The sequence below is a fragment of the Streptomyces albiaxialis genome (assembly GCF_039530985.1).
Classification (GTDB): Bacteria; Actinomycetota; Actinomycetes; order Streptomycetales; family Streptomycetaceae; genus Streptomyces; species Streptomyces albiaxialis.
Map to the genome: position 1 here is coordinate 17,542 of NZ_BAAAPE010000025.1, position 15,046 is coordinate 32,587.

General features: G+C 75.1%; 4 protein-coding genes. All 4 read left to right on the forward strand.

The annotated features are described in order from the left end of the window. Positions 1-11: 11 nt before the first annotated feature. Positions 12-9,944, forward strand: a complete 9,933-nt coding sequence (locus ABD343_RS36570; protein WP_425578363.1) for a type I polyketide synthase — start codon at positions 12-14, stop codon at positions 9,942-9,944. Between the two features lie 199 nt (positions 9,945-10,143). Further along, positions 10,144-10,929, forward strand: coding sequence for a hypothetical protein (locus ABD343_RS36575; RefSeq protein ID WP_344534643.1), 786 nt, complete (start codon positions 10,144-10,146; stop codon positions 10,927-10,929). A gap of 37 nt (positions 10,930-10,966) precedes the next feature. Continuing rightward, positions 10,967-14,080 carry a non-ribosomal peptide synthetase gene (locus ABD343_RS36580; protein ID WP_344534644.1) on the forward strand — a complete coding sequence of 1,038 codons (3,114 nt, stop codon included), beginning with the start codon at positions 10,967-10,969 and terminating at the stop codon, positions 14,078-14,080. A gap of 59 nt (positions 14,081-14,139) precedes the next feature. After that, positions 14,140-15,039: an FG-GAP repeat domain-containing protein gene (locus tag ABD343_RS36585; protein ID WP_344534645.1), complete on the forward strand. Its 900-nt coding sequence runs from the start codon at positions 14,140-14,142 to the stop codon at positions 15,037-15,039. Positions 15,040-15,046: the final 7 nt, after the last annotated feature.

A 15,046-nucleotide genomic window follows, 5' to 3' on the forward strand; every position in this document is an offset into this window, starting at 1 on the left:
ATGAAGAGAAGCTGGTCGACTACCTCAAGCGGGTCGCGGCTGATCTGCACGACACCCGGCAGCGCCTGCGCGAGGCCGAGGAGCAGGGCCGGCAGCCGCTCGCGATCATCGGCATGAGCTGCCGGTACCCGGGCGCCGCCACCCCGCAGGAGCTGTGGGACCTGGTCGCCGCGGGGGAGGACCCGATCTCCGACTTCCCCGCCGACCGCGGCTGGGACACCGACGAGCTGTACGACGCCGACCCGGAGAAGTCCGGCAAGAGCTATGTCAAGCAGGGCGGTTTCGTCTACGACGCGATCGACTTCGACGCCGCCTTCTTCGGCATCAGCCCGCGCGAGGCCCTCGCGATGGACCCGCAGCAGCGGGTGGTCCTGGAGGCCGCCTGGGCGGCGTTCGAGGACGCGCGGATCGACCCGTCCCGGGCGCGCGGCAGCGACACCGGCGTCTTCTTCGGCGCCAGCGGAGCCGAGTACGTCCCCGTCGTCCAGCAGCTCCCGGACGCGTCCGAGGGCTACACGATGACCGGCGTCGCCAGCAGTGTGCTGTCCGGCCGCGTCTCGTACACCTTCGGCTTCGAGGGCCCCGCCGTGACCGTGGACACGGCCTGCTCGTCCTCCCTGGTCGCCCTGCACATGGCGGCCCAGGCCCTGCGGCAGGGCGAGTGCTCCCTCGCGCTGGCCGGAGGCGTCACCGTGATGGGCACCCCCGGGGTGTTCACCAGCTTCTCCCGGCAGCGCGGACTGGCCCCCGACGGCCGGTGCAAGGCGTTCGCCGCCGCGGCCGACGGCACCGGCTGGGCGGAGGGCGTCGGCGTCGTGCTCGTCGAGCGGCTCTCCGACGCCCTCCGCAACGGGCACCCGGTGCTCGCCGTGCTCCGGGGCTCCGCCGTCAACCAGGACGGCGCCTCGAACGGCCTGACCGCGCCCAACGGCCCCTCCCAGGTCCGTGTCATCCGCCGGGCCCTGGAGAACGCGGGCACCACCGCGGCCCAGGTCGACGCGGTGGAGGCGCACGGCACCGGCACCACCCTCGGCGACCCGATCGAGGCCCAGGCGCTGCTCGCCACGTACGGCAAGGCCCGTACGGCCGAACGGCCGCTGTGGCTCGGCTCGGTCAAGTCCAACATCGGCCACGCCCAGCAGGCCGCCGGGATCGCCGGTGTGATCAAGATGGTCATGGCCCTGCGCCACCGGACGCTGCCGAAGACCCTGCACGTGGACGAGCCCACCCCGCACGTGGACTGGGAGTCCGGCGCGGTCGAGCTGCTCACCGAGGCCAGACCGTGGGAGAGCGGGGACCATCCGCGCCGGGCCGCGGTCTCCTCGTTCGGCATCAGCGGCACCAACGTGCACCTCGTCCTGGAGGAGGCCCCGCAGGAGGCCCCGCAGGAAGAGGGAGCCGGGACCTCGGAGCCCCCGGCGGAGACCCCGGCCGTCAATGCGGGGCTCGCCGCGACCGGCACCGTGCCCTGGGTCCTCTCCGGCGCGACCGCCGGGGCGCTGCGGGCGCAGGCCGCCCGGCTGCGTGCCTTCGTCGCGGACCACCCGGAACTGGACCCGGCCACCGTCGGCCGCTCCCTGGCCACCACCCGGGCCGCGCTGGAGCACCGCGCCGTGGTCATCGGCGCGGACCGCGACGGACTGCTCGGCGGGCTCGGCGCCCTCGCGGGCGGCGAGCCCGCGGGGAACCTGGTCGAGGGCGTCGCGGGCGCCCCGGGCAAGGTGGCCTTCCTCTTCCCCGGGCAGGGCGCGCAGTGGGCCGGGATGGCCGTGGAACTGCTCGACTCCTCCCCGGTCTTCGCCGCCCGGATACGCGAGTGCGAGGAGGCCCTCTCGGCGTTCACCGACTGGTCGCTGACCGACGTGCTGCGCGGCGCCGACGGCGCCCCCGGATACGACCGGGTCGACGTGGTGCAGCCCGCGCTGTGGGCCGTGATGGTCTCGCTCGCCGCACTGTGGCGGGCGAGCGGCATCACCCCCTCCGCCGTGGTCGGGCACAGCCAGGGCGAGATCGCCGCGGCCTGCGTGGCCGGGGCGCTGTCCCTGGAGGACGCCGCCCGCGTCGTCGCCCTGCGCAGCAGGACCCTCGTCGAACTCGCCGGGGACGGCGGCATGGTGTCCGTCGCGCAGCCGCTCGACCAGGTGGAGGACCGCCTGCGCGCCTGGGGCGAGCGGCTGTCCGTCGCCGCGGTCAACGGCCCCGGCACGGTCGTCGTCTCCGGCGAACCCCGGGCGCTCCAGGAGCTGCTGGACGGCTGCGAGGCCGACGGGGTGCGCGCCCGCCGGATCGACGTCGACTACGCCTCCCACTCGGCGCAGGTCGCCCGGATACGGGACCGGCTGCTGGAGGTCCTCGCGCCGGTCAGCCCCCGCGCCGCCGACATCCCCGTCTACTCCACGCTCACCGGCGACTGGCTGGACACCACGGCGATGGACGCGGACTACTGGTACCGCAGCCTGCGCCACACCGTGCTGTTCGAACCCGCCGTCCGCGGCCTGCTCGAAGCGGGCTACGGCACGCTGCTGGAGATCAGCGCCCACCCCGTCCTCGCCACCGCCGTCCAGGACACCGTCGAGACCGCGGGCCGGTCCGCGGTCGTCACCGGTTCGCTGCGGCGCGACGAGGGCGGCCCGGCCCGGTTCCTCACCTCGCTCGGCCAGGCGCACGCCCACGGGCTGAGCCCCGACTGGGACGCCGTGTTCGCCGGTGCGGCGGACGGCACGGTCGCCCTGCCCACGTACGCCTTCGAACGGCAGCGGTACTGGCCCAAGGGCACCATGGCCGCCGCCGGTGACGCCACGGGCCTCGGGCTGGGCGCCGCCGGGCACCCGCTGCTGGGCGCCGTGGTGACCCTCGCCGACGACGAGGGGGCGCTGTTCACCGGGCGGCTGTCGCTCTCCACCCACCCCTGGCTGGCCGACCACGTGGTCTCCGGCCGCGCGGTCCTGCCCGGCACGGCCTTCGTGGAGCTGGCCGTGCGCGCCGGTGACGAGGTCGGCTGCGCCGTCCTGGACGAACTCTCCCTCGCCGCCCCGCTCGTCCTGCCCGAGCGCGGCGGGGTCCGGCTGCAGCTCGCCGTCGGCGGCCCCGAGGACTCCGGCCACCGGCAGCTCACCGTGCGCTCCCGTCCGGAGGACGCGCCCGACGAGGAGCCCTGGACGCTCCACGCCACCGGCACCCTCGCCCCCGGCGCCTCCGCCGCGGCCCCGCGCCCGGAGAGCTGGCCGCCCGAGGGCGCCGAACCCGTCGAGCACGAGGACCTCCACGCGAGCCTCGCCGACGCCGGGCTCTCGTACGGCCCGGTCTTCCAGGGCCTGCGCGGGGTGTGGCGCCACGGCACCGAGCTGTACGCGGAGGTCGCCCTGCCCGAGGGGGCGGAGGACGACGCCGCCTCGTTCGGGCTCCACCCCGCGCTGCTGGACGCGGCGCTGCACCCCCTCGCCCTCGGCGGCTTCGTCGAGGACGGCGGCGAGGACCGGCCGTGGCTGCCCTTCGCCTGGTCCGGCGTGCGCCTGCACGCCGCGGGCGCCGGGACCGTACGCGTACGGCTCTCCCCGACGGGCACCAACGCCCTCTCGGTCGGCGTCATCGACGCCACCGGGGCCCCGGTGGCGTCCGTGGACTCCCTGATGTTGCGTCAGCTCACGCCCGAGGCGCTGGAGGGCTCCGGGCCCGCCTTCCACGACGCCCTCTTCCGCGTCGACTGGACCCTCGCGCCGGCCTCGCCCCAGGGGCCCGCCCCCACGGTCGTCCTGCTCGGCGCCGACGCGGCGCGACACCGCCCGGCCCTCGAAGCCGCAGGGGCCCGCGTCGACGAGTACCCCCGGCTGTCCGCCCTCCGCACCGCCATGGACGCGGGCGCCCCGCCCCCGGACACGGTCCTCGTCACCTGCTCCCCCGCACCGGAGGCCCCGGCGGGTCCCGAGGTCGTCGGGGACGTCCGGGAGGCGAGCGGGCGCGTGCTCGGGCTCGCCCAGGAGTGGCTGGCAGAGGAGCGGTTCGCCGAGGCGCGGCTCGCGGTCGTCACGCGGCGCGCGGTCGCCACCGGACCCGACGAGGCGCCGGAGGACCTGGTGCACGCCCCCGTCTGGGGCCTGCTGCGCAGCGCGCAGTCCGAGCACCCCGGCCGGTTCGTCCTCGTGGACTCCGACGGGCTGGAGACCTCAGCCCGCGCCCTGCCCGCGGCCCTGGCCCTCGACGCGGCCCAACTCGCCCTGCGCGGCGGGGAGATACGGCTGCCGCGGCTGGCCCGTGTGGGCGTGTCGGACGCCGCCGCGCCCGCGTTCGCCCCCGGCGGGACCGTGCTGATCACCGGCGGCACCGGCACGCTCGGCGCGCTCTTCGCCCGGCACCTGGTCACCGGGCACGGCGTCCGGAACCTCCTGCTGACCAGCCGCAGCGGCGCCGCCGCCCCGGGCGCCGCCGAGCTGGCGGCCGAACTGCGCGCGCTCGGCGCCGAGGTGGAGGTCGCCGCCTGCGACGCCGCCGACCGTACGGCGCTGCGGGACCTGCTCGGCACGATCCCCGCCGACCGGCCGCTGACCGGCGTGATCAACGCCGCCGGGACCCTGGACGACGGGGTGCTGGAATCGCTCGGCCAGGAACGGCTGGACGCGGTGCTGCGGCCCAAGGCGGACGCCGCCTGGCATCTGCACGAGCTGACCCGCGACCTCGACCTGGCCGCCTTCGTGGTCTTCTCCTCCGCCGCCGGGGTCCTCGGCGGATCCGGGCAGGCCAACTACGCCGCCGCCAACGCCTTCCTCGACGCCCTGGCCGCGCACCGGCGGGCCGCCGGGCTCCCCGGGCTCTCCCTCGCGTGGGGCCGCTGGGCCGAGGCGAGCGGTCTGACCGAGGCGCTGGACGAGACCGCGCTCGCCCGCATGGCGCGCTCGGGCATGACCGGGCTGGCCTCGGAGCAGGGCGTCGCGCTGTTCGACGCGGCGCGCGCCGCCGAGGACGCGCTGCTGGTCCCCGCGCGCCTCGACCTCCCCGCGCTGCGCCGCCAGGCGGGCTCCGGGACGGTGCCCGAGCTGCTGCGCGGCCTGGTCCGTACGCCCGGGCGGCGGCAGGTGGACAGCGGCGGCGCCGCCGTCTCCGAACTGCGCGAGCGCCTCGCGGGCATGTCCGCGGCGGAACGCGAGCGCACCCTGCTCGACCTGGTGCGCTCCCAGGTCGCGGCCGTGCTCGGCTACGCGGGCCCGCAGGCCGTGGACGCCTCCCGCCCGTTCAAGGAGATCGGCTTCGACTCGCTGACCGCGGTCGAGCTGCGCAACCGGCTCGGCGCGGCGATCGGCCTCCGGCTCCCCGCGACCCTCGTGTTCGACTACCCGACCCCGCGGGAGCTGGCCGGATTCGTCCAGGGCGAGCTGCTGGGCTCGGACGCCGGCACCGCGCGGGGCACCCGCGCCGCCGCCGTCCGCTCCGACGAACCGATCGCCGTCATCGGGATGAGCTGCCGCTACCCGGGAGGCGTCGACTCCCCGGAGAAGCTGTGGGAGCTGCTGACCACGGGCACGGACGCCGTGTCCGTCTTCCCCGCCGACCGGGGCTGGGACATGGAGCGGCTCTTCGACCCGGACCCGGACCACCCGGGCACCAGCTACTGCACCGAGGGCGGCTTCCTCTACGACGCGGGGAAGTTCGACGCCGGGTTCTTCGGGGTCAGCCCGAAGGAGGCCCTGGCCATGGACCCGCAGCAGCGGCTGCTGCTGGAGACCTCCTGGGAGACCTTCGAGCGCGCCGGGATCGACCCCGCGACGCTCAAGGGCAGCGGTACCGGCGTCTTCGCCGGGGTGATGTACAACGACTACGGCGTGCTGACCAGCGCCGCCGAACAGCTCGACGGCTACGTCGGCGTCGGCGTCGCGGGCGGCGCGATCTCCGGCCGGATCTCCTACACCTTCGGCCTGGAGGGCCCCGCGGTCACCGTGGACACGGCCTGCTCGTCCTCCCTGGTCGCCCTGCACCTCGCGGTCCAGGCGCTGCGGCAGGGGGAGTGCTCCCTCGCGCTGGCCGGAGGGGTCTCGGTGATGGCGACGCCGAGCACCTTCATCGACTTCTCCCGGCAGCGCGGCCTCGCCCCCGACGGCCGGTGCAAGTCCTTCGCGGACGCGGCCGACGGCGCCGGGTGGGCCGAGGGCGCGGGCGTCCTCCTCGTCGAGCGGCTCTCCGACGCCGTGCGCAACGGGCACCCCGTCCTCGCCGTGGTGCGCGGATCGGCGGTGAACCAGGACGGCGCCTCCAACGGGATGACCGCGCCGAACGGCCCCTCCCAGCAGCGGCTGATCCGCCAGGCCCTCGCCAACGCCCGCCTCAACGCCGACCAGATCGACGCCGTCGAGGCGCACGGCACGGGCACCACCCTCGGCGACCCCATCGAGGCCCAGGCCCTGCTGGCGACGTACGGGCAGGACAGGCCCGAGGACCACCCGCTGTGGCTCGGCTCGATCAAGTCCAACATCGGACACACCCAGGCCGCCGCCGGTGTGGCGGGCGTGATGAAGATGGTCCTCGCCATGCGGCACGGCGAACTGCCGCGCACACTGCACGTGGACCGGCCCTCCAGCCACGTCGAGTGGGGGTCCGGCGCCGTCGAGCTGCTCACCGAGCCGCGCGCGTGGCCGGAGACCGGACAGCCCAGGCGCGCGGCGGTCTCCTCGTTCGGGATCAGCGGTACGAACGCGCACCTGATCCTCGAACAGCCCGCGGCGCCCCGCCCCGAGGCCCGTACCGCACCCCCTTCCGAGCCCCGTACCGAAGCCCGTACCGAGGACGCCTCCGGCGCCGGGGACGCCTCCCCGGTGCTCCCGTGGGTGCTCTCCGCGCACTCCGCCCAGGCACTGCGCGCCCAGGCCGGGCGGCTCGCCGCCCTCGCCGGGGACGGGGCGGACGCGGGCCCGGCAGACGTGGGCCTCTCCCTCGTCTCGACCCGCTCCGCGCTGCGCCACCGCGCCGTGCTCGTCGGGGACCGGGAAGCGCTGCTCACCGGCGTCCGCGCGCTGGCGGCGGGGGAGCGGCCGACGGGCGCGGTCACCGGGGTCGCGGGGGAGGGCAGGACCGCCGTGCTCCTCACCGGGCAGGGCTCCCAGCGGCTCGGCATGGGCCGCGAACTCCACGGCACGTACCCGGTGTTCGCGCGGGCCTGGGACGAGGTGTGCGCGGAGTTCGAGGGGCTGCTGCCCCGGCCGCTGACCGAGGTGGTGTGGGCCGGGCCCGGCACCCCCGAGGCGGAGCTGCTGGACCGGACCCAGTACGCGCAGGCCGCGCTGTTCGCCGTCGAGGTCGCGCTCTTCCGGCTGGCCGAGTCCCTCGGCGTGGTCCCGGACGCCCTGCTGGGCCACTCCATCGGCGAGGTCACCGCGGCCCATCTCGCGGGCGTCTGGTCGCTCGCCGACGCCGCGAAGCTGGTCGCGGCCCGCGGCCGGCTCATGGAGGCCCTGCCGGCGGGCGGCGCCATGGTCGCCGTGCGCGCCCCCGAGGACGTGGTCCTCCCGCTGCTCACAGGGCAGGTGAGCATCGCCGCGGTGAACGGCCCCGAGGCCGTGGTGCTCTCCGGCGCCGAGGCGCCGGTGGCCGCGCTCGCCGAGGTGCTGGAGGCCAAGGGGCACCGCACCAAGCGGCTCCGGGTCAGCCACGCGTTCCACTCGCCGCTGATGGACCCCGTGCTGGAGGAGTTCCGCGCCGTCGCCGAGAGCCTCGCCTACGCGGAGCCGCGTATCCCCGTGGTGTCCAACCTGACCGGCGGGCTCGCCGGGCCGGACGAGCTGTGCGACCCCGGCTACTGGGTCCGGCACGTCAGGGAGGCCGTGCGGTTCCACGACGGCATGCGGGCGCTCTCCGCCGAGGGGCTGGACCTCTTCCTCGAACTCGGCCCCGGCGGCGTGCTCAGCGCCATGGGCCAGGAGAGCCTGCCCGGCGGGGAGTTCCTGCCCGCCCTGCGCAAGGACCGGCCGGAGAGCGAGGCACTGCTGCTGGCCCTGGCAGGCGCGCACGTACGGGGCGCCCGCGTGGACTGGCTCCCCCTGTTCGGCGGGGCCCGCCGGATCGAACTGCCCACCTACGCCTTCCAGCGGCAGCGGTACTGGCCCGAGGCCGAAGGCCCCGCCGCCGAGCCCCGTGCCGAGGTCTCGGACCCCGTCGGATCCCGCTTCTGGGAGCTGGTGGAACGCGGGGACCTGGACGAACTGCTGCGCACCCTCGACCTCGACGCGGACCAGCCGCTCAGCGCGCTGCTCCCGGCACTGACCGCGCTGCGCCGCGGGGAGTCCGCCGCGGAGGCCACCCGCTACCGGGCCGACTGGCACGCCGTCACCGACCTGCGCGCCGCCGGGCTCTCCGGCACCTGGGCGCTCCTCGTCCCGCACGGGCACGAGGACGGGCCGTGCGCGCGGTCGGTCGCGGAGGCGCTGCGGACGCACGGCGCAGAGGTACGACAGCTCACCGTGACCGGCGAGGACGCCGACCCGGACCGCCTGGCCGGACCGCTCGCCGCGCTGCCCGAGGACGCCGCCGGAGTGGTCTCCCTGTGGGCCCTGGACGAACGGCCGCACCCGGAGCACCCCTCGGTGCCGACCGGCGTGGCCGGGACCCTGGCACTGGCCCAGGCACTCGCCGGAGCGGCTCCGCGGGCGGCGCTGTGGTCCCTGACCCGCGGCGCCGTCTCGCTCACCCGCACCGGCCACACCGCCGGCACCGCGGGCGCGCTGCTCTGGGGCCTGGGCCGCGCCCTCCTCGCGTCCCGCTCCGGAGCCCGCGGCGGCCTGATCGACCTGCCGGGCACGCCGGACGGCGCGTCGTCCGGGCTCGACGGGCGCCAGGGCGCCTGGCTCGCGGGGCTGTTGGGCGCCTCGGCCACGGGCGGAGACGGCGAAGCCGACGGCGACGGGGACGGCGAGGACGAGGTGGCGTTGCGCCCCTCCGGGGTGTTCGCCCGCAGGCTCGGGCACGCGGGGCGGAGCGGCGGCGCTCCGGGGGCCGGGACGTGGCGGCCCACCGGCACGGTGCTGCTCGCCGGTGAACTCGGCCCCGTCGGGGCGCCGGTCGCGCGCTGGCTCGCCCGGAACGGCGCCGCGCACCTGATGGTGCCGCCCGCGCTCGCGGAGGAGCCGTTCGACGTGCCGGTGACCGTCCTCGACGAGGACCTCGCCGACCCGGCGGCGGTGGCCCGGCTGCGGGACCGCGTACCCGACGGGCATCCGCTGAGCGCCGTGGTGCACGGCATCGGCGGCCTCCGGGGCGAGCCGGCCGGCTCCGTCTCCGTCGCCGGGTTCGCGCAGACGGTGGAGCGGGCCGTGCGCGAGTCGGAGAACCTCGCCGAACTCGCCCGCGACACCTCCGCGTTCGTCCTGCTCGCTCCCGCCGCGAGCACCTGGGGAGACCCGTCGCGGGCGGCGGTCACCGCGGCGGGCGCGTACCGCGAGGAGCTGGTGCGCCGCCGCCGGGCAGAGGGGCTCAGCGGCACGGTGCTGTGCTGGGACGGCGCGCCCCCGGCGGAGACCGCGTTCGCCGGGGCGGTCGGGCACGGGGACCAGGCGGTCACCGTCGCCGAGGCCGACTGGGCGGAACTCGCCGCCACCCGGACGGGCTCCCTGCTGCGGGCCCTCCCCGAGGTGCGGCGCCCCGCGCGGGAACCCGCGGAGACGACCGGCGACGAGGTGGACCCGGAGGCGCTGCGGGCCTATCTCAAGGAACTCGACGCCGCGGGGCGGCAGAAGGCCCTTCTGGAAATCGCCTGCGAAGTGGCGGCGAGGGCGCTGGGACACGAAAGCGCGGCCGCGGTCGAACCCGACCTCGATTTCCTCGACGCCGGATTCAATTCGCTGTCCGCCGTCGAATTCCGTAACGCACTCAACAGTATTACGGGACTCTCGCTGCCCGCGGCGCTCGTCTACGATTACCCGACCCCTCAAGACGTCGTCGAGTTCCTGGAATCCGAACTCGCCTGACGCCGTCGCGCGTTGCTCGGGATCCGCCGGACGGGCCCTGTCCCGTCCGGCCGGACCGGCCACGCCCCAGGGCCGGTCCGGGGTGTTAAGGGGGTCCTTAGGGGTGTCCTGGCTCCTGGGGAGACCAATACGCTGCGTGCACCGACACGCTCAGCTCGGAGAGTGAATCCACATGGCAGTTCCCGGCTCGTGGAAATCGTTGACCTCGAACGGAGAGGACCTGGTACTCGCGGTCGATTTCGCGGTGAGCGGGCGGCCGCAGGCCGGATTTCCGGATTTCGCCGCGCTCGCCCGTCCGCAATTCTCGCTCTGGGAGACGCTGCCTCCGGCCCCGGAGGAGGACGCGGACATGACCGGCGTCGACTATGTCGAGCGCTGGGCGGAGGACGCGCTGCGGCAGGAGCGTCCGGTCAAGGCCGTCATGGGCTACTGCGCGGGCGCCGTGTACGCGGCGGCCCTCGCCGAGCGCATCGGGGAGCGTCAGGGCGTGACTCCGGCGCTCATCGGCTTCGACCCCGAGCCGCCCCGGGGCGATGTGATCTGCCACCACTTCGGGACCACCATGGAGGGCATGTCCGGGCTGCTGAAGCCCGAGGAGATCGCCCACGCCCAGCAGGCCGCGGCGCGGGCACTGGCCGACGAGACGGACATCAAGAAGCTCGGCGACAGGCTGCTGGAGATCTTCCGCGACGTCGGCGGCGCCGCCTTCGCCCGGGTGGGCCTGGACGCCAAGCGCAGCGAGGAGTTCGTCGCCACCTTCGGCCTGTTCCTGCACTTCTTCGTGCGCGGCAGCGACCTCGACCCGACGGAGGGCTGGAAGGCGCTCACCGCGATGACCTCCGCGACCCCCACCAGCGGCCTCAACCCCCTCTCCGAGGAGGCCCGGGCCGACCGGGTCGCCAAGGAGATCCGCTTCTCCGTCGAGCACGCCGACCTGCTGCGTACGCCCGACGTCGCCACCACCGTCACCGGCCTGCTGAGCTGACGGGGCCCCGCCCCAGCACGTCGAAAGGAATCCGCGCATGCCGCCCATGAGCACGCCGCCTTCCCGGGCCAGCCAGAAGGAGGAGGCGCTGTGGCTGCTCGACAAGCTGGTCCCGGACAGCGGGGTGAACAACATCCCGGCCGCCGTCCAGGTGGCGGGCCGGCTGCGGACCACGGCGCTGCGCGAGGCCGCAGCGGCGCTCGTACGCAAGCACGAGGTGCTGCGCAGCGTCTTCCACGACGAGGGCGCCGGGCTCCACAAGGCGGTCCTCGCCCCGGAGGACGCGCGGGTCGACATCGAGGTGAGCCGGTCCGGCACGGAGGAGCTGGCGGAGACGCTCACGGCCGTCGCCGCCCGCCCGTTCAAGTTCGACGGCAGCCCCATGCTGCGGATCTGCCAGGTCGAGACGCCCGACGGCGACGTGCTCTGCGTGGTGGCCCACCACCTGGTGTTCGACGTGGCGTCCGCGCAGATCGTGATGGGAGAACTCGCCCGGCTCTACGACGCGGTCCTCGCCGGGGAGGACGTCTCCGGCGAGGCGGTCGTGCCCGTCGCTGCGGTCGCCGCCGACGAACCGCGCCCGGAGAGCTTCCAGTTCTGGCGCGACCATCTCAGCGGCTTCGACGCGGGCGCGCTGGACCTGTGGCTGGAGGGGCAGGGGAGCGCGGAGACGACGCTCAAGGGCGCCACCGTCGCGCACGACCTCTCCGACGAGGCCCGGGAGGTCGTCCGCGGACTGCGCAGGGAGCTGCGGGCCTCCGAGCCCGTCATCCTGCTCGCCGCCTACTACCTGCTGCTCGCCAAGCACGGCGCCGGGCCGGACATCGTGATCGGCTCGCCCGCGGACATCCGCGGGCAGGAGGCCGCCGGAGCCATCGGCTACTACGTCAACATCCTGGCCCTGCGCGTCCGCGCCGACCCGGAGCAGAGCTTCCGCGCGCTGGTGCGGGAGACGCGGCAGGTGTTCCTGGAGGCGATCTCCCACGTCGACGTCCATGTGGACCTGCTGCTCCCGGAGATCCCCCGCGTCAACTCGGCCTGGAGCACGACGCTGTTCCGGCACATGTTCAACTACCTTCCGGCCGGGCTCTCCGCGGAGACGACCGTCGGCGGCCTCCCGGCACGGGCCCTGATGGTCCGCAACGGCTACAGCCGGATGAACCTCGAATTCGACATCCTCTCGGAGAAGGACCGCATCACCGTCGAGGCGCTGTACGGGCAGGAGTCCCACCGCAGGGAAGACGTCACGCTCCTGCTGGAGCGGTACGACGCGCTGCTGACGGCGGTCGGCGCCGGCCCCGACAGGCCCGTCGGCGAACTGGCCGCGTGGTCGGAGCGGGACCGCGAGACCGTCGCCGCCGCGAACCGCACCGCCACCGACGCGCCCACGCCCTCCGTGCTGCGCACCGTCGCCGAACGGGCCGCCGGAGCGCCGGACGCGGTCGCCGTCGCGCACGGCGAACGAACCGTCACCTACGCGGAGTTGTGGCAGGCCGCCCTCGACACCCGGGAGCTGCTGCGCGGCGCCGGGGCGGGCGAGGGGGACGTGGTCGCCGTGGCGGCGCGGCGCGGACCCGAGCTGGCCGCCGCGACGCTGGGCGTCTGGCTGGCGGGCTGCGCCTATCTGCCGGTCGACCCCGACCACCCGGCCGACCGGATCTCCTACCAGCTCGCGGACTCCGGCGCCCGTGCCGTTCTGGCCGGCGAGGCGGTCGAACTGCCCGAGGGCACCCCGCGCCTGGACATGGCCCGGCTGCGCGCCGCCGACGGCGGGAGCGCCGCGGACCGGTGGTCGGCCGAGCCGCCCGCCGAGCCCGACCCCGGCTCCTGCGCGTACCTCATCTACACCTCGGGCTCCACCGGGCGCCCCAAGGGCACCAAGGTCGCGCACGGCAACCTGGCCAACCTCGTCCGGCACTTCCTCGACGAGCTGGAGCCCGGGCCCGGCGACGTCACGCTGTGGATGACGACCTTCGCCTTCGATATCTCGGCGCTGGAGCTGTTCCTCCCGCTGACCTCCGGCGGCACCCTGGCCGTCGCCCCCGACGAGGCGCGGGTGAACGGCGCCGTGCTCAGGGAGCTGCTGGACCGGCACGGGGTGGACATCGTGCAGGCCACCCCCACCACCTGGCGCACGGTCCTCGACCAGGTCGGCGACCGGCTGGCCGGGCGGCGGGTGCTGTGCGGCGGGGAGGCGCTCTCCGCCGACCTCGCGGCGCGGCTGCTGGAGACCGGCGCCGAGGTCCGCAACGTCTACGGCCCCACCGAGACCACCATCTGGTCCACCGCGGGTCGGCTCGCGCCCGGCGACGCGACCGTGCACGCCGGGACTCCGCTGCGCAACACCACCGCCTTCGTCGTGGACCCGGACGGCCGCGAACTCCCGCCCGGCGTCCACGGCGAGCTGTGCCTCGCGGGCGCCGGGGTCGCCCTCGGCTACCACGAACGCCCGGAGCTGACCGCCGAACGGTTCGGCGACCACCCCGAGCACGGGCGCTACTACCGCACCGGGGACCTGGCCCGCTGGCGGGAGGACGGAACCCTGGAGGTGCTCGGCCGGGTGGACCGACAGATCAAGCTGCGCGGCAACCGGCTGGAACTGGCCGAGATCGAGGCCGTGCTGCGCGAGCACCCCGAGGTGGCGGACGCCGCCGTCGTCACCGTCGGGGACCTCAGCGCGGACGCCGTCCTGGTGGCCTTCGTGGTCGCCCACCCCGCCGAGGGCCTTCCCGAGCGGCTGTGGGAGCACTCCCGGGCCACGCTGCCGCCCTCGGCCGTGCCGCACGACTTCGTCGTCACCGACGAACTGCCCACCAACGCCAACGAGAAGGTGGACCACCCCCACCTCGTCCGGCTGGCCACGGCGCGCCGCGCCGCCGCCGGGCACGGCGCCGCCGCCGAGCACCACGAGGACGCCCTGGTCGACGCCCTGCTCGCGCTCTTCCGCGAGCTGCTCGGCCGGGAGGACGTCACCGCCGACGGGAACTTCTTCGTCCTGGGCGGACATTCGCTGCTTGCCGCACTGCTCGTGCAGCGGGTCCAGGAGAACTTCGGGGCCGAGGTGCGCCTCGCCGAGTTCTTCGCCCTGCCCACCCCGCTGGCCCTCGCCGCGCTCCTGCGGTCCCACGGAGTGGATCCCGGTACCGACTGAGCACCGCAGGTACCCCGCGTGACCAAGCACATGAACGGCCCACCGAGGAGAGTTGACACATGCCGGCGATGATCATGAACGGCCACTGCAGGTCCTTCAACGGCGACGGGAAGAAGGACCTGCTCGTCCGCCACGACACCAACGGCGAACTGCTGGTCTTCCCGCACAGCGGCAAGTTCGACGGCACCCGCACCTTTCTCGACCCGGTCAGGATCGGCGACGACTTCGCCTGGGAGAAGCACCTCATCATCCGGACCATCGACATCCGCGGCAACGGACTGGCCAGCGTCCTCGCGGGCAGCGAGGAGTCGGTCAACACCGAGTACCCGCACGGGGTGTACCTCTACGAGAACAAGGGCGGGCTCAACGGCCTGAACACCCTGAGCGAGCCCGTACGGATATCGGGCCGCCGCGACGACGGCCGGATCTGGGAGACCATCGGCGTCGCCGACGTCAGCGGCGACGGCAAGGACGACACCTTCGGCCGGGAGAGCGAACTCGGCCACGTGGACTGGTTCGCCAACCTCGGCGAGGTCGTCGAGAACGACACCTTCGACAAGACGCCGCAGCGGCTGACCGTCACCGAGCCCACCGACTTCCCCTTCGCCATGGCCGACGTCACCGGCACCGGGCGGCTCGACCTGCTGATCCTGCGCGACAACGGCGACCTGTGCGTCTACGAGTTCCCGCCCGGCGACGGCGCCCCCGGCGACGGGAACGGCGAGGGCACCTGGTTCACCGTCGGCAACCTCGGCGCGGACTGGAATCCGCTGGAGGACGCGCTCGCGGTGACCGACATCGACCTGGACGGCAACCCCGACCTGCTGGTCCGGCAGCGCGACGGTGTCGTCGTGGCGTACGCGCACTCCGGCGCTTTCGACCGGAAGAAGCCGCAGAACACCTTCCGCGACCCGGTCGCCGTCCTGGAGGACTGCGCGGAGTACCACACCCTCACCTGATCCACAG